A 21,410-nucleotide genomic window follows, 5' to 3' on the forward strand; every position below is an offset into this window, starting at 1 on the left:
AGCTAGCTAGATTTTTCCACGTTGATCCGGCACACTCCGTTGCCGGACTTGGGAATGAGCTTCAGGTTCAGCCGCCCGCCGGAATCGGCCGCCGCCTGCTCTAAATAGCCATCGTGGATGGCACAGACGAAGGGGGAGGGCTCTACTCCGGCGGTCACAAACGGGCAGGCGTGCAGCTCCACATCGGTGCGGCCCTCCTGGTCGAATTGCTCGGCTGAGGTTACTGGGTCAAAGCCCATTTCGCGCATCATCCGGTGCAGCGAGCCGAGCGCTTCAGCACCATGGCTGCTGGCAGTGGTCTTCGCCCACTCGCGGCCAAGCTCCCGCGCCTGCTCTGAGGCATAATCATTGAGCTGCTCCTTAGCCGCCAGGGCTTTAATCAACACACTGATCAGCGTGACGTACTCCTCCGCGACCGAACGGTTGTCCGGCACTCGCACTTGGAAGATCAGGGAGGGGCGCCCGCGCCCCTGCGCTGGGGCGGTGACTACTCGCACCGCGCCGGCGTTGACGAGTTCATCCAGATGCCCGCGCGCGGTGTTAACGTGCATGCCCATTTTCTTAGCAATCTCTGCGGCCCGTGCTCCTTGCGGGAACTTCTGTAAAACCGAGAGGACTTCGCGCTGCTTGGGGGAGAGCTTCATCGTGTCGGGAAAGAGCTCGGTCGATGAGCGAGGACTTTGTGTAGAAAAAGTGGACATGGACTGTAGCTCCTTGAATAACGCTACGAGGATCCTACATCCAGACCGCTGTTTTTCTACTATTGCGGTCAGTACATATACCGAGATCTCCCTCACGACATGGGTAAATACACTGGATTAAGTACGGGTGTAGACCGTGAGAGCGCTGGCGTCGAGGGCCACGGGCACTGCCTCACCGGGCGCGTTAGTGCACGCCGGCTGGCCTACTGTGACTCGCTGGCCGTCGATATCAACGAGGGCGGTGTTGCCCAAATCAGCCACAATGGTGGCTCTCAAACTGGTGGCGCGCTGCGCGCCAATGGGGTCGAAGCGCAGCGCGGTTTGAGGGAAGGCCGCCCAGTGCTCGCCGTTGCGGTCTGGAGCAAACGTGTCTCCTCTGAAGGAACCGCGCAGTACATTAACACCCGCTAGTTCTGCCATGAAGCGGGTGGTGGGCTGTTCCAGTAGGCGCTCCGCCGGGCCTTGGGAGATGACTTCGCCGGCTTCCATGACTGCGATGTCATCCGCCAGCGTTGTGAGATCTACGCGGCTGTGGGTGACAATGACCGTGGTGCGATCAGCGGCCGACATACGCAGGAGATGGCGCCATCGCGCGGCAGATTCTACGTCCATGGCGGCAAAGGGCTCGTCCACAACCAATACCTCTGGACGTGCCGCAAGTGCGCGCAGAAGGGCAACCTGCGCGGCCTGGCCGCCGGAGAGCTCGGAGACATGCCCGAGCTCCTGCAATCCGGCGGCCTTAAGTAGCTCCTCTGTCCGGCGCGGGTCTTTGGTCACCATGGTCAACGCTTGAGCCACGGTGGCTGTGGGCGGTAGCCCAGGGTTTTGAGAGAGCATGATGACGCGTTCAGTGTTAGTTTGCGCTCCCTGGAGCCGCCCGCTAGTAAAACGCATCAGTGTGGTCTTACCGGCGCCGTTGGGTCCGACCACCGCGGTGACGCGCCCGCCCCGGAACGTCGTGGTGGTGTCGCCGACCGTCACGGAAAGATCGTGGGGCGGCGTCAGCGGGGCAGTCGCCGCGCGGAGTGCATCCGGGTCCATTGGCTGCAAAGCGCGTACAGCTTGCTCGCGGCGGCGCCGCAGCAGCAGGGGCATTCCGGCAGCGGTGAGCGTAAGGATGGCTATCCCGATTAACACGGCCGACAGAGCATAGGCATTGTCCGCGCTGACCTCACGCTCAAGGTAGATACCGCTCGGCATGGTTCGGGTAGAACCGGGCAGGGATCCGGCGAAGGTGATCGTCGTTCCAAATTCACCCAGTGAGCGGGCGAAAGCCAGTGCACCGCCCGTGAACACGGCGGGGAGGATAGCCGGGAGGATGATGTGCCGAAGGATGGTACTTGGGCTGAGGCCGATGCCCCGCGCGCTAGCCACGACCTCAGGATCGAGCTGCCGCAAAGCAGAATCCACCGCCACCACCACGAAGGGGAGGGTGACAAAGAGATGTGCTGCCACGACACCGGGGAAGGCGAAAGAGACGTGCAGCCCTGTCTGCTCCAATGCCGGGCCAAGGAGTCCACGGCGCCCGAGTAACGCGGTAAGGGCTAAGCCGCCGACCACGGGAGGCAAGGCCAAAGGGAGGTAAACCACCAGCCTCACAAGGTGAGAAACACGGCGTAGCTGCTGGAGCCACAGCGCCAGGCAGGTGCCCAGGAATGTCGACAGCAGGGTCGACAAGGCCGCTGCGGAGAGGCTGACGCGCAGAAGATCATGGGTCGCCGGAGCGCTCAGCGTGTCGGAGAGTTTCGGCCACGGAACCCGTACTCCGAGGGCGAGGACGGGGGCAAGGATGTAGAGAGCGGCAAGCGCGCCGGCGGCGATGACCGGCCAGGTTGTCCGCGGGCGCTGCTCGCGCAAAAACGTGGGTGACACTTAGTTCACCGGGGTGAAACCGTACTTTTCCCAGGTGCTATCAAAATCCGACTCGAGGAGCGAGAGGACCTCTTGGGCTTCCTCATGCCGTGGTGAATCAGACACCACCGCGCCCATGATCTCGTTGCGGAAGTCTTCCGCTTGGTCGAGCGGAATGGCCTCGACATCCTCGTTGGCGGCGGCATCAGTGGAGTAGACCCACCCTGCGTCCGCCTCACCTGAGGCGACCTTACCCAGGACGTCAGCTACCTGTCCCTCCAAGGAGGAGGCGTGTAGGTCCCAGTTGTTGGCCTCCATGATGCGCGTGGAGATGGCACCGCAGGGCACGCTTGGGTCGCAGAGCACGAGGCGTGCGGAGGAATCCAAGTCCGCCGCGGAGCGCAGACCTAAAGGATTTCCCTTCGGCACTACCATGACCATGACGTTGCTGGCTAAGGCCACGGGGATGTCGACGGTGCCCTGAGCAGTTGCATTATCCATGGTCTCGCGGGAGGCAGTGAGCAGCAGATCCGCGGGAGCGCCTTCATTGATCTGCTGTACCAGGGCAGAAGAGCCGCCGTTGTTGAAAACCAAAGGAGTCTCGGAAACGCCGGAGAGTTCGTCATTGAGCACTCTTGTCGAGGACGCGGCGAATACCTGCAGCGGTTCATCGGAGCTAGAAGCGCATCCGGTGATGGTCAGTGCTGCGGCAAGGCCGGCGACAGCAATTTTCAAACGGCGCATGCTCAGTTACGTTACGGCATCTTTACGCGGTCCGCGTGAATTTAATATGGACTTCCTTTGGTTCCTTCTTGAGGTACTCACGTGTGAAGGACTCCTCCCGCTGGTCCACCTCTTTGAGCAGTGGAAGCGGGTCGTGTGGGGCTATGAGGATCATGGATTCGCCCACGTTGAGGGTGCCCAGCGCCCCGTGGATGGCGCCGTGGCGCACAGCATGGGGAATCTCGGAGGCGTTGAGGGTGGGGATGGAAGGGCCTTTGGAGGCATCAACAAGCGGCAAGTTCATTGGGGTTCTCCCTTTCGAGTTCTAGGGCGGCGGGCGTTGCTGCCCGTGCAATTAATTTACTACGATTATATCCGTGCAAATAAAAATGTCAGATATGTCTCTGCGTGATGTCTCCCTGGCTTCTCGCCGGCGCTGGCACACCATTGCTTTCAGCCTCGTCGCGTTCTGGATTGTGGCAGGCGTGGGGATCACCGTGGCGAATATCTGGGGCGCGCCCGTCGTGTGGTGGGACCTCATCCACCCATTCACCCTCGGCGCGCTGACCACCGCCATCCTCGTGTTTAGCACCCACTTCACGGAGGCACTGACCCGCACTCCGGCCGTCGGTTTCCGCGGCGTGGGCGCGCGGGTGGGGCTGGTTCAGGTGGGGCTGGTTCTTCTACTCGTTGATCGCGCAGGCTACGACTGGGGCGTGCTTGCGGATATCGGCTCCGCTCTCGTTATCGCTGCCGTTGCGTGGCACCTGTGGGTGCTGTGGACCACGCTCCGGGGCTCTTTGTCTGGTTCTTTTGCCGTGACCGTGCCTTTTTATCTGGCGGCGGCCTGCTTCATGATCTTCTCAGTAGTCCTGGTGATTCTGGCTGCGCACGGGGTAGGGAATTACTCGCTGCTGGTGGCCGCGCACTCACGCGGGATGGTGTGGGGGTTTGCCTTGCTGACCATCCTGGGCACGGTCATTACGCTGCTGCCCACGTTGACCCGAACCCCCATTTCAGCGGTTGCCCGGGCGCGCTGCAGCCGGGCTTTGACCGTGCATTGCGTGGGGCTGGCGGTGGCCATGCTTGCCGACGCCTCCGGGCTCACCCGCGCCGCCGGTATGGCGCAGCTGCTCACCGTGCTCGCTGCCGTGCTCATCATCCAGCCAGTGCTGGCCGGTGCGCTTGGCGGCGAGAAGACCACAGCAAGCGTGTCCGCGATGGCTGGTCTGGTGTGGATGCTGGCGCTCTGCGCCGGTGACGCTGCCGCGACCATCGCAGGGGCCTACCCACGTGCGGTGACGTTGCTACTGATGCCAGCGTTCGTCGGTGCCGGCCTGCTGCAGCTGGTGACCGGGGTGCTCCACCACATGCTGCCCATCCTGGCTGGGGCAGCCCGTCCCGCACGTGGGCACCTCGCAGGGTTCCTGCGTGTGGGGCTCATCAACCTCGGCGGCGTGCTCAGCCTTCTTGGCATTGCTGGCGTGTCCTTCGCCGGGCTTATCATGATGGGGCTAGGCCTCATCGCCAATATTGTGGCCCTGGTGTGGGCCGTCTCGTCACCTCAAGGAGAAGTTCATGTCAAGCGCGCCCGTTAAACAGGAGCATTCTGAGAAGAAATGGGCATCCTGGCTCATTATCATCGTGTCGCTTCTCGCCGTCATTGGGCTGGCGGTGTTCAACTCGGCCACAGGCAAGCAGGACCCAGCTACGGTGGCATCCGCCGACGCCGTGACTGTGGATGTGTCCGTTGACGGCATGGCCTTTGTCCCGTCCGCCATTGACGTGGCCGCGGGCAGCCACCTCGTTGTGAATTTCACCAACACCGGTGACCAGGTCCATGACCTCAAGATTGGGCGCGAGGAGACAGGCCGGGTGGAGCCGGGCGAGACGGTGCAGCTCGATGCCGGGGTCATTGAGGAGTCCGTGGAAGGCTATTGCACGATCGCCGGCCACAAGATGCAGGGTATGACGTTTATGGTCAACGTCGACGAGTCGAGCTCCGGGGAACATGATCACGCGGGTGCGTCGGAAAGCACGGGCTCTGCCGGCGCCCCGGCAACGGTGCCCTCGGCTGCCGAGCGCATGGCAGCCCGCGAAGGCTTCGAGGCTTTTGATGCTTCCCTTGCTCCTGCTAAAGGGGAGCTTCACGAGGAGACATGGGTGATGACGGAGGAAGAGATGGAAGTCGCCCCGGGAGTGCGCCAAACGCGGTGGCTCTTCAACGGGCAGGCGCCCGGCCCAACCCTGCGTGGCAAGGTAGGGGATAAATTCCGCATCACCATCAAGAATGAAGGATCGATGGGACACTCGGTGGATTTTCATGCCGGTGAGATCAACCCGGATAAGAACATGAAGACGATTCAGCCGGGCGAATCGCTGACCTATGAATTCGTGGCGCACCGGGCAGGTATCTGGATGTATCACTGCTCGACCATGCCGATGAGCCTGCACATTGCCAACGGCATGGCGGGAGCGGTCGTCATCGATCCGCGCGGCGAGGATGCCCTCGCAGACGTCGATGCGGAGTACATCATGACGGCGAGCGAGGTCTTCCTCGCCTCCGCGGGTAAGGAAGCTGAGGGCGCAAACGCGCAGCGAGTCAGCGACGGCGACTATGACCTTACGGCCTTCAATTACTATCCCAACCAATACGACGAGGGCCTAGCCCCGCTGCGCGCCAAGGTGGGCGATACCGTGCGCATCTGGCTGGTGAACCTCGGCCCGGATCTGCCGTTGAGCTTCCACGTCGTGGGCGAGCAATTCGACACCGTGTATAAGGAAGGCGCCTACCTGATTAAGGGCGCGAAGGATTCAGGCTCCCAAGCGCTGGACCTTCTACCGGCCCAGGGAGGATTCGTGGAGATGACCTTCAACGAGCCGGGCACCTATTCCTTTGTCAACCACCTCATGACGAATGCGGAGAAGGGCCAGCACGGCCAGTTCATCGTTGAGTAGCTCGGCGTTCGCGCCGTGCACGCAGCTCGTCCAGAGTATCTATATCGCGTACTGCGGCGGTGCCTTCGACCACGGTGATGTTCTTCGCGAGTCCCAGTAGACGCATGACTGATTTATTGCGGGGATTGCCGAACTCGTGCAGAGCATGGGTGAGGGCCTCGGTGCGCCACAGCGCGCAGAGTGGCTGCATAATGCCGTCGATTGTGGCCACTGCGACATCAGCACCGGAGCTTTCTAATGCCTGTTCGAGGGCAGGCAGCATCTGTGGGGAATCCGGGGCATCGACGGCCAAGATGGCGGTCGTGGACTCTGCGGCACCAGCCAGCGCGGCGTGGCCCGCGGCGATGCCTGCGGCTGGCCCGCCGAACAGGGGCTTTTCACATACTTGGGGCATGCCCAAGTGGTAGGGCGAGACAACCGCCACCGGCGCATCATAGGGCAATTGGCGCAGGAGGCGGTCGATGAGGCGCTCACCAGCGAGAATGATACTTGCCTTGTCCACACCACCCATGCGCGTGCCGCGCCCGCCGGCCAAAATAATGACACCTGACATTGTTCACTACCCTTCCTCACCCGGCAGTTCGCGGGACCAATCACCCGAGCGGCCGCCGGACTTCGCTGTGATGCCGCAGCGCCGGATATAAGCGGAGCGGTCCACGCCTTTCACCATGTCGATGAGAGCTAGCGCCGCAACGTTCACCGCGGTCAGCGCCTCCATTTCCACGCCGGTGCGGTCGGCGGTGCGAACGGTGGCTTCGATGAAGACGTGGTCTTCGCGCAGCTCGATGTCGACCGCGCACCCGTGCACGCCGATGGTGTGGGCAAGCGGCAGGAGATCCGGGACCTTCTTGGCGGCCGCAATACCGGCCACTCGAGCAACCGCAAGCACGTCGCCCTTCGGTACGGCTCCCTCCCGCAGCGCGGTGAGGACCTCTGGCGAGCAGGCCACCTCGCCTTGGGCGGTGGCGGAACGCACGGTGGGCTGTTTATCGGTGACGTCCACCATGTAGGCGGAGCCGGCCTCATTAAGGTGAGTGAACTTCATGGCTACAGCGGGTCCTTTCCTTGGGTGGACCTAGCCTATCTGACGAAGAGTGGGCCGATCCGGCGTTTAGAGGCGCGATCTTTGGCAACAACGGAGGGTGGGGGATGTGGTGAAGCACCGTGAAGCTAGTAGGGGTAGACGGTAAGTTGCTCCCCTGTGGTGACGGGGCTCGTCAGCAGCGCGAAACCTTGCGTGCCGGGCAGTGCTGCAACGTGGTGGCTGCGCATGCGTGGGCCAGGCGGTGGGAAGGCGGTGATGCTTCCCGCCATGGCAATGGAGCACGGCTGAATAAGCGGGCGGTGCGGATGTGGGAAGTCAGCCCCAGCGACGGCCGTCAGGTGCGGCCGGTCTAAAACTCCGGTGGGGCGGGGCAGCCCACGCAAGGAACGCATCAGCGGGGTGAGGTAGAGATGCGCGGAGACGAACGCTGCCACCGGGTTGCCCGGCAAACACACCACGGGAACACCGTCCCACAGCGCGTGGCCTTGCGGCGCGCCGGGGCGCTGGTTGACGTGTCCGAACCAATAAGAGCCGCGCTCCACGGCATCCTCAACGACCGCGCGAACCACGTCAAAGGCTCCTGCGGATACCCCGCCGGTGGTGACGATGAGATCGGAGTCAGCGGCAGCCGCGTCGAAGCGACGGCGCAGCTCAACGGGTGAATCGCCACATACCGTGCGGGCGATGTCAACGGGGCCGGTAGTGCTAAGGAGTGCGTCGAGCATCGGACCATTGGAATCCGGGAGCTGGCCGTTGAGCAGCTCCTCACCCGTGGCAATGACGGTCACCCGCGGGGTGCGGTGGAGCACGGCGGTGTCGACGCTGGCGGAGAGGGCGGCGGCGATGAGGGAGGCGTCCACCAGCGTGGCGGCACCGGCTAGTTGGTGCCCGGCCTCGACGTGGGAGCCGCGCCGCCGGATGTGGTTGCGACCGGGTAGGCGGTGCACCGTGACGGTCTCAGGCAGTGGCCCGGGGCCCGGTGGAATATCGGTGTCTTCCACGGGGATGACCAGACCATCAAAGCCCGCGGGTACTGGACCACCGGTCATGATGCGCAGCGCAGTGCCGGGCGGCGGGGTTTGGGCCGGCGATCCGGCAGGCACATCACCCACGACAGGCAAAGTGAAGGGAACGGTGAGACTGTCTGGTGAGGAAGGCTGAGGAATGAGGAAGCCATCCATGGCCGAATTATCGTGCGCTGGCAGGGGCAGGCGGGCGACGAGGGGCTCAGCCAGCACGCGACCCTGTGATAAGGCAGCGCGTTCCGAAGGCAAGGCGCAGACCAGTGAGTGCAGGCGGTCGAAATACTCCTCGATACTTAAGTCAGTCCCGGTGCGTGTCATTGCACCCAATCTAGCCACCGATGGCGGACATGGGGCGATCTGGTTGGAGGAAGCCTTCATCATCCACCCCGTGGCCCGGTAATTTCCTCCACATTTCACCCGCCCATGCGGTGGCGATTTTTTCATCGCTGGCACCAGAGCGCATGAGGTCGCGCAGGGAGGTTTCCGAGTTGCCGAAGAGGCAATTGCGCACCGCGCCGTCTGCGGTCAGGCGCGTGCGGTCGCAGTCCCCGCAGAAGGGCCGAGTTACGGAGGCGATCACCCCGATGTGTCCTATGGGGAGGGAGTCATCGCGCGAGACCGCGGACCACAGTGCCGCCGGCGCGGAGCCGCGGGGTTTCTTAGCCGGGGTGAGCTCGAAGTCTTCGGCCAAGCGCGCCAAGATATCCTCCGCGGTGACCATCCGGGAACGCGCCCACTCCTCCTGTGGGCCCAATGGCATCTGCTCAATGAAGCGCAGTTGCGCGCCGCGTTCGAGGCAAAAGCGAGCCAGGGGAAGGATCGCAGACTCGTTGACACCCGGCATGATGACGGCGTTGATCTTGACCGGGTCCATGTCGGCGGCCAGCGCGGCTTCGATGGATGTGAGCACATCCGCTAGGCGGTCGCGCCGGGTGAGCCGGGCATAGAGCTCCGGATCGAGGGTGTCTAAGGAGATGTTGACGCGGTCGAGCCCGGCGCGCTGCAGCCCCGGCAGGCGCTTATCCAAGCCCAGCCCGTTGGTGGTGAGAGCAACAGTAGGAGAGCGGCCCTCATCGGTTGTGAGCGCTTTTGTTGCGGCGATGATTTTCTCTAAGGAGCCGCGCAGGAGCGGCTCCCCACCGGTGAAGCGCACCTGCTGGATGCCGAGTTTGTCCACCGCGAGGCGGATGAGACGAATGGTTTCTTCATCGCTGAGCGTGTGTTCGGTGGGCAGCCACTCATAACCTTCGGCGGGCATGCAGTAGGTGCAGCGCAGATTGCAGCGATCCGTCAGGGAGACACGCAGGTCGCGGGCTTGGCGGCCGTAGCGATCCACGAGCGCGCGGCGGCCGTCGGGCCCTGGCGCCGGCAGGTCCGTGGGCGGAGTCCCCGCGCCCCGTACGCGCGGCAATGGCAGTGCCAGCGGGGCGGCGGCGGGTGGCGAAGGTTGGGATCGTTGGGCGGACATTGCTGGCAAGTCTAGATCGAAGCCTGCCGAATGAGTAGGCGGGGTGGGGCTAGTCCTCCCCGTCATCCTCTCCGGTATCGAGGCGCTGCGCCTCACCCGGGCCTTTGAGACGGATGATGTTGTACTCGCCCTCGGCAAGGTGGGCGCGCAGGTCCTTCTTGTCGAACTTGCCCACCGAGGTCTTGTCGATGGATTTCACGAAGGTCCAGTACTCCGGCAGCATCCAGGAGGGCAGCTCAGAGCGCATGCCATTGCGCAGGCGCTCGGCGGTCTCAATGGTGGGACTGATGCCCGCGGCGAGCACGGTGACGGCCAGCGGGCGCTCGACCCACTGCTTGTCGGGGTAGCCAATGACGGCGCATTCCAGCACCACCGGGTTGGCCATAATGAGGTTTTCCAACTGCACGGAGTAGATCCACTCACCGCCGGAACGGATGACATCGCGCGCGCGGTCTTCCACGGTGAGGAAGCCATCCTCGTTGACGAATCCGACGTCGCCGGTGCGCAGCCAGCCGTCGGCCGTGAACTTCGAGGCCGCGTCCTCGACATCCTTGCCGCGGAACTCGTGGGCAGCACCGCCGTCCTCCGAGGTGGGCGAGTGATAGTAGGAGCCGGTGACCAAGTTGCCGCGGACCTGAATCTCGCCCGCATTGCGGTCCGTGGTGTTGACCACGTGGCCGTCATTGACCACGCGGTATTCTAAGGCGGCAGGGAAGCGCCCTTGGGAAATGCGGTAGGCCCAGCGAGCCTCACCCGAGGCGCCTGAGGGTGGGCGCGCCACGGTGCCCACCGTGGTGGTTTCCGCCATGCCCCACACGTGGACCACGTCCACGCCGTAGCGCTCTTCCCAACTTTTGATGAGCTGCGGCGGCACAGGGGAGCCGCCAGCGAAGATCTCCGTCAGGGTCATGCGCTCCGGTGGATTCTTGAGGTAGTGAACGAAAAGCTGAATCCAAATGGTGGGCACACCATGGGCCACGCGCGGGGAAGTGGCGGCGATGATCTTGGCCAGGGTGGCGGGGGAGACGTCGGCGTCGGGAAGCACAAGCGGCGTACCCGTCATCCACGCCGCGAAGGGAACGCCCCAGCTCAGGACGTGGTAGATGGGGATGCAGCACAGGAAGGTCTCACCGTGGGTCACGCACAGGGAATCGGAGGAGCGCAGCTGCATACCTTCCAGGTACAGGGCGCGGTGGGAGTAGAGCACGCCCTTGGGCGCACCAGTGGTGCCGGTGGAGTAACACAGCGCGGCGGCGGTGTGCTCATCCAGAACCGGCCAGTCATACACAGTGGAGCGCCCATCCAGCAATTGCTCATAGCTATAAATCTCAATGTTGCCCGGCAGAGCGGTGCGGGGCTTGTCGACGCCCGTGAAGACCACCGCACGGACACAGTCCACGCCTTCCAGAACCTGGGCCAGTTGCTCGGCGAGGCGACAATCCGCGACGATGACGCGGACCTCGGCATGGTTGATGATGTGCCGGATCTGATCATTCATCAGCTGCTTGTTGAGCGGGGTAAACACCGCGCCCTTGCAGGCAGTGCCGAAAAGCACCTCGAGGTGCTCGGCGCAATTCCACATCAAGGAGCCCACGCGTTCATCACCGGTGATGCCGAGGGTGTCATGCAGGGCGTGGGCGAAGGCAGCGGCGCGAGCGCCGATATCGGCGAAGGTGGTTTCTTCGCGTTCATTGCCGGGATTGGCGCTGTGCCACGTAACCACCTGGGTTTGGCCGTGGACAGTGGAACCGTACTCCAGGATGCGAGTGAGGGACAGCGGGATATCCTGCATTGTGGAGAGCATGCGCACTACTTTAGCCGTGTCAGTGTGAGCGCGGTGGAAGGATGCGGTATAGTTGTCGGCGACTGGCGGGGAAGGCCTTCTCCGCACCTCCGAGCTCCCTCCACGGCGCACACACCTGCGGTGAAAACTCATGGCAGTCCAACGGTGCGCGCGACGGTGAGAGGGGAGAGACACGCTCGCAGTCGCCTTCTTAAAATATCTCCCCGCGATTGACCCGCGGCCGCTTCCTTGAGAGCTCTCCAAGAGTTCCGCAAGAAGTCCTTCATGTTCTGTACCGCAGGGCCGGAGAGGGGGGAGAGCCAAAGAAAACCACCGCCCACGGGGATCGCGGTCGCGTGAACTCGCTGGTGGCGGTGGACCATCTCAATTACACACTGGCTTCCAACGCCCATTCTGAGCGGCACCGCACATAGTGCAGGTGCGGCACACGAGACAGCGCGCGTTGGTGAAGCGACGAAAGGATATCCGTGAGCGATACGGACAAGACCGCAGCACAGGATCTCGCATCCCTGAAGCTGCCGGAATTGCGCAAGCTGGCTGCGGAGCGCGGACTTCGCGGCGTTTCTGGACTGCGCAAGGGGGATCTCATCACCGCACTGACCACCGGCCAGGTTCCGGCACGCGGCGCAAAGGCTGCTGCCGAGGGCGAGGCTAAGGACGCACAGCCGCGTCGCGCCGCCCGCAAGGCCTCGCGCCCTGCCGGTGCTGCTGACCAGGCCCCCGAACAGCCGGAGCAGGACAAGAAGCGCCAGCAGGACCAGCCGCAGCAGCAATCCGAGAATTCCCGCAAGGGCGAGGACGGTGCTCAAGAATCCGAGCGCAAGGACAGCCACGACGAGCAGCGCTACGAGTCTCGCTCCCAGGCCCGCCGCGCCCGCCGTAACCGTGCGCGCCGTCAGGAGCGCGAGGCCCGCGAAGAGTCCAAGGGCAACGGGAATGACAACGGCGCCGAGGGCAACAATGCCAAGTCGGACAACAACGGCAAGTCCGAGGACAACCAGTCCCGCGGCGGAAAGAACTCCGAAAACGGTGACCACGATAACGGTGGCAACGGTCATAATGGCGGCAATAACGGCGGTGGCCAGAACAACAACCGCCGCGATAACCACCGCAACGACGATGACAACAACGGTGGCGGTGGCCGCCGCAACCGCCGCAACCGTCGCAACCGTCGCGGGCGTGACCGCGATGGCGGCGGCAACGGTGGCAATGACCTGCAGATCCGTGAGGGTGATGAAGTACAGGTAGTCGGCGGCATCCTCGAGGTCGTGGACAACAACGTGGCCTTCCTGCGCACCACCGGTTACCGTGCGGCGAGCTCCGATGTCTTCGTCAACAACAACCTGGTGCGCCGTCTGGGCCTGCGCTCTGGCGACGCCCTGACCGGCAAGGTTAAGGTCTCCGGCCCGACCCACACCCATGGCAACGGCCGCAATCGCCGCAAGTACAACCAGCTGGTGGAGGTCGACACCGTCAACGGCCTCGATCCGTCCACCGCGAAGGAGCGCCCGGACTTCGCCAAGCTCACCCCGCTGTACCCGAACCAGCGCCTGCGCTTGGAGACGGACCCGAAGATCCTCACCACTCGCGTCATCGACCTCATCATGCCGATTGGTAAGGGCCAGCGCGCGCTCATCGTCTCCCCGCCGAAGGCCGGTAAGACGACGATCCTGCAGAACATCGCCAACGCCATCGCCACGAATAACCCGGAGTGCTACCTCATGGTGGTCCTAGTGGACGAGCGCCCCGAAGAGGTCACGGACATGCAGCGCAGCGTCAACGGTGAGGTCATTGCCTCCACCTTCGACCGCCCGCCGTCAGAGCACACCTCCGTGGCGGAGCTGGCTATCGAGCGCGCCAAGCGCCTGGTGGAGCAGGGCAAGGACGTTGTTGTTCTGCTCGACTCCATCACCCGCCTGGGCCGCGCCTACAACAACTCCTCCCCGGCGTCGGGCCGCATCCTGTCCGGTGGTGTGGACTCCAACGCCCTGTACCCACCGAAGCGCTTCTTGGGCGCTGCCCGCAACATCGAGAACGGCGGCTCGCTGACCATCATCGCTACCGCGATGGTGGAGACCGGCTCCACTGGTGACACCGTCATCTTCGAGGAATTCAAGGGCACCGGCAACGCCGAGCTCAAGCTTGACCGCGCCATCTCCGAGCGCCGCATCTTCCCGGCCGTGGACGTCAACCCCTCCGGTACCCGCAAGGACGAGCTCCTGCTCGTCCCGGAGGAGGCACGCATCATGACCAAGTTGCGCCGCATTCTCTCCGGCCTGGACTCCTTCGCCGCCATTGACCTGCTTATCAAGCAGCTCAAGAAGACCCGCTCCAACGGCGAGTTCCTCATGCAGGTCGCTTCGTCCGCGCCCATGGCGGCAGATACGGACGAGGAGGACTACAAGTAATGTCTAACCAGGTTTCCCTCGTTGATGACATCATCTCCGAGTACCAAGGCATCGAAATGCAGATGGCTGACCCGGAAGTAGCCGGGGATCAGTCGCAGTTTCGCAAGCTGTCCAAGCGCTACGCTGAGCTGCGCCCCATCGTCGCAGTCAACGAAGAGTTGGTCCAGGCCCGCCAGGACTTGGCCGACGCCAAGGAGATGGCCTACGAGGACCACGAGTTCCAGTCTGAGGTTGACCGCCTCGAGCCGCTCGTCGTGCAGCTGGAAGAGCAACTCGCGGACCTGCTAGCCCCGCGCGATGAGCATGACTCCGAGGACATCATCATGGAGATCAAGGCTGGGGCCGGTGGCGAAGAGGCAGCGCTCTTCGCCGGCGACCTGGCCCGCATGTATGAGCGCTTCGCCGACAAGGCAGGCTTCCAGTGGGAGGTCCTGGGCCTCAACGAGTCCGACCTCGGCGGCGTGAAGGATATGTCCATCTCCTTCAAGTCCAAGACACCCTCGCGCGATGGCGCGTGGAGCGTGTTCAAGTTCGAAGGCGGCGTCCACCGTGTACAGCGCGTGCCGGTGACCGAGTCCCAGGGCCGCATCCAGACCTCTGCCGCTGGTGTGCTGGTCTACCCGGAGCCGGAAGAGATCGACTCCGTCAACATCGATGACAAGGACATCCGTGTCGACGTTTACCGTTCCTCCGGTAAGGGTGGTCAGGGCGTGAACACCACCGACTCCGCTGTGCGTATTACCCACCTGCCCACCGGCTTGGTGGTGACCTGTCAGAAGGAGCGCTCGCAGATTCAGAACAAGGCGCGTGCACTGCAGGTGCTGCAAGCTCGCCTGGACCAGATGGAGCGCGAGGCCCGCGAGGCCGAGGCTGGCGAGCAGCGCGCCTCCCAGGTGCGCACCATGGACCGCTCGGAGCGCATCCGAACCTATAACTGGCCGGAGAACCGCATCACCGATCACCGCATTGGTTACAAGGCCAATAACCTTGACTCCGTGCTCGACGGCGACATGCAGGATCTCATTGAGGCTCTGCAGGCTCAGGAGCGCGCGGAGCGCCTTGAGGCCGAAGGCTAGAAGGCTAAGGCACGGTTAGACACGGTGACTTTTCACACCTATAAGGAGGCGCTTCGTGATGCCACGGAGCGCCTTCGCGCTGCCGGAGTACCTTCACCCGAGTGGGATGCCCGGCTGCTGGCGGCCCACCTCATCCACTGCGGGCACATGGATATCCCGCTTGACGAGGCCCCGATGCCCGGCTTTGACGTGGCATATGGGGCGTTGGTGGGACGTCGTGAAGCACGCGAGCCTCTCCAACACATCCTGGGAGTGGCGTGGTTTGGAGCCCTCGAACTCGAGGCCGGCCCCGGCGTGTTCATCCCGCGCCCGGAGACGGAGGTGCTCGCCGACTGGGGAGTTAAGTTTCTGACGAAACTTAACTCGGGTGAAACGACGAGATTTAACTCGCAAGTTCCTCGTGTCGTCGATTTGTGCGCCGGGTCCGGTGCGCTGGCGCTGTACGTCGCCCACTACGTGCCGCAGGCCGAGGTGTGGGCAGTAGAGCTTGCCGACGCCGCCCTAGCCTACATCCGCCGCAACGTTGCACGTCATGCCCCTGATCTGCAGCTGGTCCAGGGCGACGTCACCGACTCTGAGATCTTGCCGGCGCTGCACGGCACGGTGGACCTCGTGCTCACCAACCCGCCCTACGTTCCGGAGACCCCGGACCTGGATCCGGAGGTCTACCAAGACCCCCACGAGGCGGTGTTTGGGGGAGTAGACGGCATGGAGACCATCACCGCGATGATTCCGACCATCGCCGCGCTGCTGCGCCCCGGCGGGCGTGTGGGCATTGAGCATGACGACGAGACCTCCCAACAGGTGCAGGAAGCCCTGCGCGCGCATGGCGGGTTCAGCGATATCGAGGTGCTCAAGGATCTGACTGGCACCGCCCGCTTTGTCACAGCAGAGCGGGGAGTACAGTAGATTGGTCGAAGATTGGTCGACAAGCCGATAGGAACGGGATTAAGGAGAGACCAATGCAGGGACAGATTTATAACTGTGCGGACGCGGCAGAACGCGAAGAAGGAATGGCCCTTGCCGTCAAGGCGGCCAAGTCGGGTCGGCTCGTCGTGATGCCCACCGATACGTTGTACGGGCTGGGCTGCGATGCCTTCGATAATGACGCCGTCGCCAGCCTGCTGGCCACTAAGCACCGCGGTCCAGACATGCCGGTGCCGGTCCTCGTGGGGTCCTGGGACACCGTGAAGGGCCTTGTCGCCTCTTTGGATGACACCGCACAGACCCTTATCGAGGCCTTCTGGCCGGGTGGTCTGTCCATCGTGGTCCCGCAAGCGCCTTCGCTTCCGTGGAACTTGGGCGATACCCGCGGCACGGTGATGCTGCGCATGCCACTGCACCCGATTGCGATTGAGCTTTTGCGCGAGGTCGGCCCCATGGCGGTGTCCTCCGCGAATATCTCTGGACAGACCCCGCCCACCACCGCGATTGCTGCGAAGCAGCAGTTGGGCAAGGCGGTCACGGTCTACCTCGACGGGGGAGAAGCCGAGGTGGGCAAGCCCTCCACCATCATTGACCTGTCCGGCCCACACCCGTATCTGTTGCGCGAAGGTGCTTTGAGCGCCGAGCAGATCGGTGAGGTCATCGGAGTGTCTGCAGAGTCCTTGCGCACCCGCCCGGGCTCCCAATCCTCTTAAGGAGACTTCAGTGGCTGGAACCGGAGTGCCGCTGCGCGAGCTGGCGTTGGTGATCTTTGTCGCCGCGGCGTTTACTTACCTCACCACCGGACTGGTGCGCACCTTTCTGGTGCGCAGTGGCCAGGTGGCGGAGATCCGCCTGCGCGATAGTCACTCCCAGCCCACCCCGCAGCTTGGCGGAGTCGCGATGTTTACCGGTTTTGCCGCCGCCGTGTACCTCGCCGGCCAGCTTCCAGCCTTGACTCGCGGGTTCATGCCCGTCACGCCAGAGATGAACGCTGTGCTCTGGTCCGCTGCCGCCATCGTGGTTGTCGGTGTGGTGGATGACCTGTTGGAACTGAGCGCTTTGGTCAAACTCATCGGGCAACTCGTAGCCGCGGCCATCATGAGCGGATTGGGCTTGACCTGGACGCTTCTCTTTCTGCCTTTTGGTGATGGAACCACGGTCATTCTGGACCAAGTCCAGGGAACACTCTTGACTACATTCTTTACTGTGCTGCTCATCAATGCCATCAACTTCGTCGACGGCCTCGACGGCTTGGCGGCTGGGCTGGGCATGATTGCCGGTGGAGCCATCCTGGTTTTCTCCTTGACTGTTCTACATGACCTGGGCGGTACGGTATCGGCCTACCCGCCCGCGATTATTGCGGCGGCGCTTGTTGGTGTGTGTGCCGGATTCCTTCCGCATAATTTCGAGCCATCCCGCATCTTCATGGGGGATAGCGGAGCAATGCTGATTGGTTTGTTGCTCGCCGCGGCGTCGACCTCAGCATCCGGCAAGATCAACATGTCCCTCTACGGCACCGTGGACATTGTGGCGCTAATGTCACCCGTCATCGTCGTTATCGCTGCGGTCTTTATTCCAGTCCTGGACCTTGTCTGGGCGGTTATTCGGCGTGTTTCGCAGGGGCGCTCGCCCTTCGCTGCAGACAAGGCTCACATCCACCACCGGCTGCTGTCGCTGGGGCATACCCACCGCCGCACCGTGCTGGTGCTCTACCTGTGGGTCTCTGCGGTGGCTTTTGGGGCGGTTTCCTTCTCCATCGTTCCGGCCCCCGTCGCGGCGGTGCTGGCTGTTTTCGCGCTCCTTGTAGCTTTTGGTGTGACCTTGATTCCGCTGCGCCAAGGCAAGATTGGACGCCGTCCGCGTTCTACTAGCGTGGTGCTGGAAACGGATCCCTCCTGAGGTAGGGTATGGGGCTGTGACTGATTCAACGACTTCCGAAGAGCTATCGCCCTATGACGATCATCGTCGTCCCCTCAAGCGCGCCCTGCGCCTCGGGGTCATTGGCCTCGTCGTAGTGACCATCGCGTCCTTGGCTATCTGGGGTGGCGTCCGCGGACTGCCCGGTATCTGGGGAGTGCTTGTCGGCGCTGCTATCGGAGGCGGCTTCGTGCTCTTTACTGCAGCGTCAGTGCTTCTTACCGCGCGGACTACCCCCTCGACCACGATGGCTGTAGTGCTCGGCGGCTGGTTGCTCAAGGTGGTCATCCTCATCATGGTGCTGTTGCTGATTAAGGACTTGGAGTTCTATGACACGATGGCGCTGTTCGTGACTGTGTTGCTAGCACTAGCGGTGACGCTGGGAACCGAGGTCTGGGGCGTCATCACCTCCAACGTGACCTACGTGTCCTAGCACGACGCAATCTGCATCAAAAGCCACTGCTTCCGGTGACCCCGGGAGGGTGGCTTTTTGTGTAGAGAATTGGTGTCCCTCAGCCTGCTCATTACCCCCGTCAAGGTGGGGAAACGTGGGTGTGTGACCAAGTACACTTAGCGGGGTTTGGGCAGAATGCGGGCCTTTTATGAGGCTTTCTAGTGCTGTGCTGTGGCTTTAGGCCCGCAACGGTGCCCCCACGTGCGAAAACTTGAGGGCGAACTGATAGCATTCTCTTCGGGTTACCGCGGGTTAGCGTCATGCTATCCCGAAAAAGTACGGTTTATCCTTGCCCTGTTTACGCTGATGTGCGACGGAGTCCGTAGACAGGGCAAAGAGCTTGAGACGTCCATCGCACCACATAGCCTTCGACAAGCTGTGTGGCCCGAACACGGGAGAGAACGCTGAGCGTTACGACATTGGCCATGAAGGGTGAGTTTCACGCACCCGAACTGGATCCAGAATTTTTCCCGGGGCACGTAACCGATGATGGTGATGTCGTCGATCTTTTGTTCGCCGATTTCGCCAACGGTTGGTTCGCTTTGGATCGCATCATGCTGGTTCGCCTGTTCATGGCGGCTATCTTGGTGCTCCTTTTTGTTGTCGCCTTCAGGAACCCGAAGCTGGTTCCTAAAGGATTGCAAAACGTAGCGGAGCATGCGATTGACTTCGTACGAATTCACATCGCAGAAGACATCTTGGGCCGCAAGGAAGGACGTCGATTCCTTCCCATCCTGGCCACGATCTTCTTCGGTGTTTTGTTCTGGAACGTAGCAACTATTGTTCCAGCTCTAAACATCTCTCCGAACGCTCGTATTGGTATGCCAATCGTGCTGGCAGCCGTCGCGTACATCGCCATGATCTACGCCGGTGCTAAGCGCTTTGGCTTCGGCAAGTTCATCAAGTCCTCGGTGGTTATTCCTAATCTGCCGCCGGCACTGCACGTGCTTGTCGTACCGATTGAGGCTTTCTCTACGTTTGTCATGCGCCCAGTCACGCTGGCTCTTCGTCTGATGGCGAACTTCCTGGCTGGCCACCTCATTTTGGTCCTGTTGTACTCGGCAACGAACTTCTTCTTCTTCCAGTTCAACGGCTGGACTGCCATGAGTGGCCTGACGCTGGTCGCAGCGGTTCTGTTCACGATTTACGAAATTATCGTCATCTTCCTGCAGGCATACATTTTTGCCCTGCTGACGGCGGTATACATCGAACTATCGCTGCATGCAGATTCGCACTAACAACAACGCGAACCTCGCGGTTAACTAAATACCCCCAAACCACTACATTCCCCGCGGAAGATTCCGCGGAAAACATTGAAAGGGAACGACTTTCATCATGAACGAAATCATTCTTGCTCAGGCCGCTGACGAGTCCACCCTCAAGGGTCTCGGTGCTATCGGCTACGGCATCGCAACCATCGGCCCGGGTCTGGGCATCGGTATCCTCGTCGGCAAGACCGTCGAGGGCATGGCACGTCAGCCGGAGATGGCTGGCCAGCTGCGTACCACCATGTTCCTGGGTATCGCCTTCGTTGAGGCCCTCGCCCTGATTGGCCTCGTTGCAGGCTTCCTGTTCTAAAGAGCGCTTTACACAAAGTAAATCGAACTTTAAGAACGGAGCCCCATGAACAACGTCATTTACTACCTTGCAGCAGAAGGAAGTGAAACCCTGCCCCTCGAGTCGGGCAACTCTATCCTTCTGCCCAAGATGTACGACTTGGTCTGGTCGATCATTCCGTTCACCATCATCCTGATTGTGTTCTGGAAGCTCGTTCTTCCGGCATACAACAAGATGCTGCAGGAGCGTGAAGACCGGATCGAAGGTGGCCTTAAGCGTGCCGAGGCTCAGCAGGCCGAAGCAAAGGCCGCTCTGGAAAAGTACAATGCTCAGCTCGCTGACGCGCGAGCAGAGGCTGCGGAGATTCGTGAGCAGGCGCGCGAGCGCGGCAAGCTGATCGAGGCAGAGGCTAAGGAAGCTGCAGAAGAAGAGTCTCGTCGCATTCTGACCGCTGGCGAGAAGCAGCTTGAAGCTTCCCGCGCACAGGTCGTGTCTGAGCTGCGTTCCGACATCGGACAGAACTCCATCAACCTGGCAGAGAAGCTGCTCGGCGGCGAACTTTCGGACGCCACCAAGCAGTCCTCCACCATTGATAACTTCCTGTCCGAGCTCGACACTGTGGCACCGGCCGGAAAGTAGGCAACGATGAAGGCAGCTAGCCGCGAAGCACTCGCTACCGTTGAGTCCAAGCTGGATGAGTTCCTCTCCGGTGACCGCTCGGTGGCGACTGCTACCCAGGCAGGCCAGGACCTCTTTGAGGTGGTCCGCGTTCTCGACGGCGACCGCGAGCTGCGCGTCGCGCTGACCGACGACGCCTCCACCTCCGAGGAGCGCAAGTCCCTGGTCCAGACCCTTTTCGGCGGCAAGGTTTCCCCGGTAGCACTGCAGGTGCTCCAGGAGGCAGCCGCCGCACAGTGGTCGACCCCGCGTGATATCGCCCGCGGCCTTATCATTCTTGGCCGCCGCGCACTGCTGCGCGGCGCTGAGTTTGAGGGCAAGCTGGGCCAGGTGGAAGACGAACTCTTCTCCCTGTCGCGCGTGCTTGACCGCGAAGGCGAACTGACCCAGCTGCTTTCAGACCGTACTGCGACGTCCGACCGCAAGGTTGGGCTGCTGGCAAGCGTGCTCTACGGCAAGGTCACGATGGTCACTGAAGCGCTTGCGCTGCAGGCCATTGGCCGCCCGGAGCAGAACCCGATTGATGATCTCGCCGGATTGGCGGACACTGCAGCCAAGCTGCAGGGCCGTACCATCGCGCGCGTGACCTCGGCGGGTGAGCTGAACGATAGCCAGCGGGCAGCACTCGCTGAAAAGCTGGGCAAAATTTATGGTCGTGCGATGTCCATCCACTCTGAGGTTGACACCAGCCTCCTCGGTGGTATGACCATCCGCGTCGGCGACGAAGTCATCGATGGTTCGACGGCAGGCAAGATTGCCCGTCTTCGCGCGCAGATGGCATAAGCCGAAACGACAGAAACGATTAAGTAATTGCTGGA

At 62.4% G+C, this 21,410-nt stretch carries 21 protein-coding genes; 12 read left to right on the forward strand and 9 right to left on the reverse strand.

What is annotated here, in order from left to right; genetic code table 11:
* Positions 1–2: 2 nt before the first annotated feature.
* The 4 genes from CAURI_RS05515 to CAURI_RS05530 all read right to left on the reverse strand — a co-directional run bounded on the left by CAURI_RS05515 (position 3) and on the right by CAURI_RS05530 (position 3,579).
* Entirely contained in the window at positions 3–701 is a 699-nt protein-coding gene (locus tag CAURI_RS05515) for a helix-turn-helix transcriptional regulator (protein ID WP_010187114.1), read from the reverse strand.
* Between the two features lie 117 nt (positions 702–818).
* The gene (locus tag CAURI_RS05520; protein WP_012714989.1) at positions 819–2,573 is read right to left on the reverse strand and encodes an ATP-binding cassette domain-containing protein; all 1,755 of its coding nucleotides are present in this window, start codon (positions 2,571–2,573) and stop codon (positions 819–821) included.
* Positions 2,574–3,296, reverse strand: coding sequence for a molybdate ABC transporter substrate-binding protein (gene modA / locus CAURI_RS05525; RefSeq protein ID WP_010187106.1), 723 nt, complete (start codon positions 3,294–3,296; stop codon positions 2,574–2,576). It lies immediately after the preceding gene.
* Positions 3,297–3,318: 22 nt separating this feature from the next.
* On the reverse strand, positions 3,319–3,579 hold the full coding sequence (locus CAURI_RS05530; protein ID WP_010187104.1) for a DUF2249 domain-containing protein: 261 nt from the start codon (positions 3,577–3,579) through the stop codon (positions 3,319–3,321).
* A 94-nt stretch (positions 3,580–3,673) separates the two neighbouring features.
* On the opposite strand from CAURI_RS05530, the gene CAURI_RS05535 reads away from it, so the two are divergent.
* Both CAURI_RS05535 and CAURI_RS05540 read left to right on the forward strand, forming a co-directional pair.
* Complete coding sequence (locus tag CAURI_RS05535) at positions 3,674–4,873, forward strand: hypothetical protein (protein WP_010187102.1); 1,200 nt, start codon at positions 3,674–3,676, stop codon at positions 4,871–4,873.
* On the forward strand, positions 4,854–6,233 hold the full coding sequence (locus CAURI_RS05540; protein ID WP_010187100.1) for a multicopper oxidase domain-containing protein: 1,380 nt from the start codon (positions 4,854–4,856) through the stop codon (positions 6,231–6,233). Before CAURI_RS05535 ends, CAURI_RS05540 begins: the two co-directional genes overlap by 20 nt.
* On the opposite strand, the gene mobA is transcribed toward CAURI_RS05540, so the two are convergent.
* The 5 genes from mobA to CAURI_RS05565 form a co-directional block, all read right to left on the reverse strand.
* The gene (mobA, locus tag CAURI_RS05545) at positions 6,220–6,786 is read right to left on the reverse strand and encodes a molybdenum cofactor guanylyltransferase (protein WP_010187098.1); all 567 of its coding nucleotides are present in this window, start codon (positions 6,784–6,786) and stop codon (positions 6,220–6,222) included. The genes CAURI_RS05540 and mobA overlap by 14 nt on opposite strands.
* Before the next feature lie 6 nt (positions 6,787–6,792).
* Positions 6,793–7,278 carry a cyclic pyranopterin monophosphate synthase MoaC gene (moaC, locus tag CAURI_RS05550; protein WP_010187096.1) on the reverse strand — a complete coding sequence of 162 codons (486 nt, stop codon included), beginning with the start codon at positions 7,276–7,278 and terminating at the stop codon, positions 6,793–6,795.
* A gap of 125 nt (positions 7,279–7,403) precedes the next feature.
* Positions 7,404–8,621 (reverse strand): molybdopterin molybdotransferase MoeA, encoded by a 1,218-nt coding sequence (locus CAURI_RS05555; RefSeq protein WP_010187093.1) that lies wholly within the window; start codon positions 8,619–8,621, stop codon positions 7,404–7,406.
* Between the two features lie 10 nt (positions 8,622–8,631).
* Positions 8,632–9,771 carry a GTP 3',8-cyclase MoaA gene (moaA, locus tag CAURI_RS05560; RefSeq protein WP_012714992.1) on the reverse strand — a complete coding sequence of 380 codons (1,140 nt, stop codon included), beginning with the start codon at positions 9,769–9,771 and terminating at the stop codon, positions 8,632–8,634.
* A gap of 49 nt (positions 9,772–9,820) precedes the next feature.
* Positions 9,821–11,575 carry a long-chain fatty-acid--CoA ligase gene (locus tag CAURI_RS05565; protein ID WP_010187089.1) on the reverse strand — a complete coding sequence of 585 codons (1,755 nt, stop codon included), beginning with the start codon at positions 11,573–11,575 and terminating at the stop codon, positions 9,821–9,823.
* A 467-nt stretch (positions 11,576–12,042) separates the two neighbouring features.
* Here CAURI_RS05565 and rho point away from each other — a divergent pair, with 467 nt between their 5' ends.
* From rho to CAURI_RS05615, 10 genes are all read left to right on the forward strand, one after another.
* Positions 12,043–13,983, forward strand: coding sequence for a transcription termination factor Rho (rho, locus tag CAURI_RS05570; protein ID WP_010187087.1), 1,941 nt, complete (start codon positions 12,043–12,045; stop codon positions 13,981–13,983).
* Positions 13,983–15,059 carry a peptide chain release factor 1 gene (gene prfA, locus CAURI_RS05575; RefSeq protein WP_010187085.1) on the forward strand — a complete coding sequence of 359 codons (1,077 nt, stop codon included), beginning with the start codon at positions 13,983–13,985 and terminating at the stop codon, positions 15,057–15,059. Before rho ends, prfA begins: the two co-directional genes overlap by 1 nt.
* Positions 15,060–15,083: 24 nt before the next feature.
* On the forward strand, positions 15,084–15,968 hold the full coding sequence (gene prmC / locus CAURI_RS05580) for a peptide chain release factor N(5)-glutamine methyltransferase (protein WP_010187083.1): 885 nt from the start codon (positions 15,084–15,086) through the stop codon (positions 15,966–15,968).
* A 53-nt stretch (positions 15,969–16,021) separates the two neighbouring features.
* Positions 16,022–16,699 (forward strand): L-threonylcarbamoyladenylate synthase, encoded by a 678-nt coding sequence (locus CAURI_RS05585; RefSeq protein ID WP_010187081.1) that lies wholly within the window; start codon positions 16,022–16,024, stop codon positions 16,697–16,699.
* Between the two features lie 10 nt (positions 16,700–16,709).
* Positions 16,710–17,885, forward strand: coding sequence for an MraY family glycosyltransferase (locus CAURI_RS05590; RefSeq protein WP_010187079.1), 1,176 nt, complete (start codon positions 16,710–16,712; stop codon positions 17,883–17,885).
* Positions 17,886–17,901: 16 nt separating this feature from the next.
* Complete coding sequence (locus CAURI_RS05595) at positions 17,902–18,336, forward strand: Cg1360 family ATP-synthase-associated protein (protein WP_010187077.1); 435 nt, start codon at positions 17,902–17,904, stop codon at positions 18,334–18,336.
* Positions 18,337–18,782: 446 nt separating this feature from the next.
* Complete coding sequence (gene atpB, locus CAURI_RS05600; RefSeq protein ID WP_010187075.1) at positions 18,783–19,595, forward strand: F0F1 ATP synthase subunit A; 813 nt, start codon at positions 18,783–18,785, stop codon at positions 19,593–19,595.
* Between the two features lie 97 nt (positions 19,596–19,692).
* Positions 19,693–19,935 carry an ATP synthase F0 subunit C gene (locus tag CAURI_RS05605; protein WP_010187073.1) on the forward strand — a complete coding sequence of 81 codons (243 nt, stop codon included), beginning with the start codon at positions 19,693–19,695 and terminating at the stop codon, positions 19,933–19,935.
* 45 nt (positions 19,936–19,980) lie between these two features.
* The gene (locus tag CAURI_RS05610) at positions 19,981–20,553 is read left to right on the forward strand and encodes a F0F1 ATP synthase subunit B (RefSeq protein ID WP_010187072.1); all 573 of its coding nucleotides are present in this window, start codon (positions 19,981–19,983) and stop codon (positions 20,551–20,553) included.
* A 6-nt stretch (positions 20,554–20,559) separates the two neighbouring features.
* Positions 20,560–21,375: a F0F1 ATP synthase subunit delta gene (locus CAURI_RS05615; protein WP_010187070.1), complete on the forward strand. Its 816-nt coding sequence runs from the start codon at positions 20,560–20,562 to the stop codon at positions 21,373–21,375.
* Positions 21,376–21,410: the final 35 nt, after the last annotated feature.

It is taken from the genome of Corynebacterium aurimucosum ATCC 700975 (assembly GCF_000022905.1).
In the GTDB taxonomy this organism is placed as follows: Bacteria; Actinomycetota; Actinomycetes; order Mycobacteriales; family Mycobacteriaceae; genus Corynebacterium; species Corynebacterium aurimucosum_F.